Annotated in this window: 1 protein-coding gene; it reads left to right on the top strand. The window is 41.1% G+C overall.

What is annotated here, in order from left to right:
• A partial coding sequence (locus A3766_RS03875; protein WP_156508667.1) for an AraC family transcriptional regulator occupies nucleotides 1-803 on the top strand: 803 nt, incomplete at its 5' end.
• Nucleotides 804-1,371: the final 568 nt, after the last annotated feature.

Here is a 1,371-nt window from a genome sequence, read left to right as displayed (position 1 = left end):
CGAGATGGGGAATGTTGTCATCAGCACTACTCTGCGCAAAGACACTGGGCCATGCTTTGGCTATTGCGGATGAATTCAAGGAAATTCTCCGAAGTCGTTTTACGATATCAAATCAGCAGCAAGGCAATATGCTATTGATAAGTCTAAACCCAAATCCCGAAATGAATTTTCCAGTAAACGATATCTTTGGCTATGAGATTTTCCTTGGATCCTTGAAAGCTCAAATTAGCCAACTTATTGCAAAACCATTTCGCTTTAGTGAAGTGAAACTTCCTTATTCAAAACCGCTTAATGCTAGGTATTATCAAAAGATATCAGAAAGCCCAGTGCAGTTTGAAGCTCCATCAGGACAACTCTCTATTCCCTTAGACAAGATGCAACAAGCCCTTCCTATGACAAACCGAGTCACAAGCAAGGTGGTAATTTCGCAATGTCGAGACGAATTAGAAAGAGTTAAAAATGCCAGATTAGGAGATATAGTCTTCACCGTAAGAAGCATGCTTGCCCAAAGTGAGGGAGATCTCCCAGAACTACCCCTAATAGCGAGCAAGCTATCAATGAGTCCTCGAACCTTAAGACGCCGCCTACAACAAGAGCATGTACAATATCGGCAACTTTGCGAACAGGAACGACAACAAATAGCGGTCTCGTTGCTATCTGCAGATACTTTAAGCCTGAAGGAAATTGGTGAATGTTGTGGTTTCAAAGACATTGCAAGTTTTCACAAAGCATTCAAACGCTGGACTGGTGAAACACCTGCGCGATATAGACGAAATTTACACTCTCGCGATATTCTTTCTTAAATGAGGGAAAATTAGATACTTGCTATTAATTTACTTTGTGAAGCCAGATGACAAAATCCTTTTCCCTTATTTCTATCTGCTTTGTCTATAAAGTGAATAACGGCCAATGTCCGCTAACTCATCACAGCTGCCCAAGAGCAAAATCCGCCAAAGGACTGCTTAGTGAAGATGGCAGACTGTCAGAAAGGTAGTGCTTTGTGCTCAAAGCTAGAATCCTACGACGACGTTGTATCAGGAGGTTTCATGGATGTTTGCCAAAGGCGGCTTTAGCCTTCGTCATGACATAGTTTATTATCCGTTTAAAGGTCTGGAGGCAATGTTAGCGTTTGCCTGACATACACACCAAATATTGAGAAGGGAATTAAAACTGTTTTCACGCTTAACTGCTAAGTTTTTCTTGCCAGGCACCGATAAGTAATTACGCACCATAACAATAAGAGCGTACTAACATGCCAACTATTAATATCTTAAACGAGTCTGAAAGACAACTATTCGATACCCCTCCTAAATTTACCAAGGAAGATCGCCAACGTTACTTCTCTATTCCTTCTGAACTGAAATCAAGCAT

The sequence above is a fragment of the Oleiphilus sp. HI0132 genome (genome assembly GCF_001635845.1).
The sequence above is the reverse complement of the archived record's forward strand: the minus strand, read 5'-3'. Positions and strand labels throughout refer to the sequence as shown.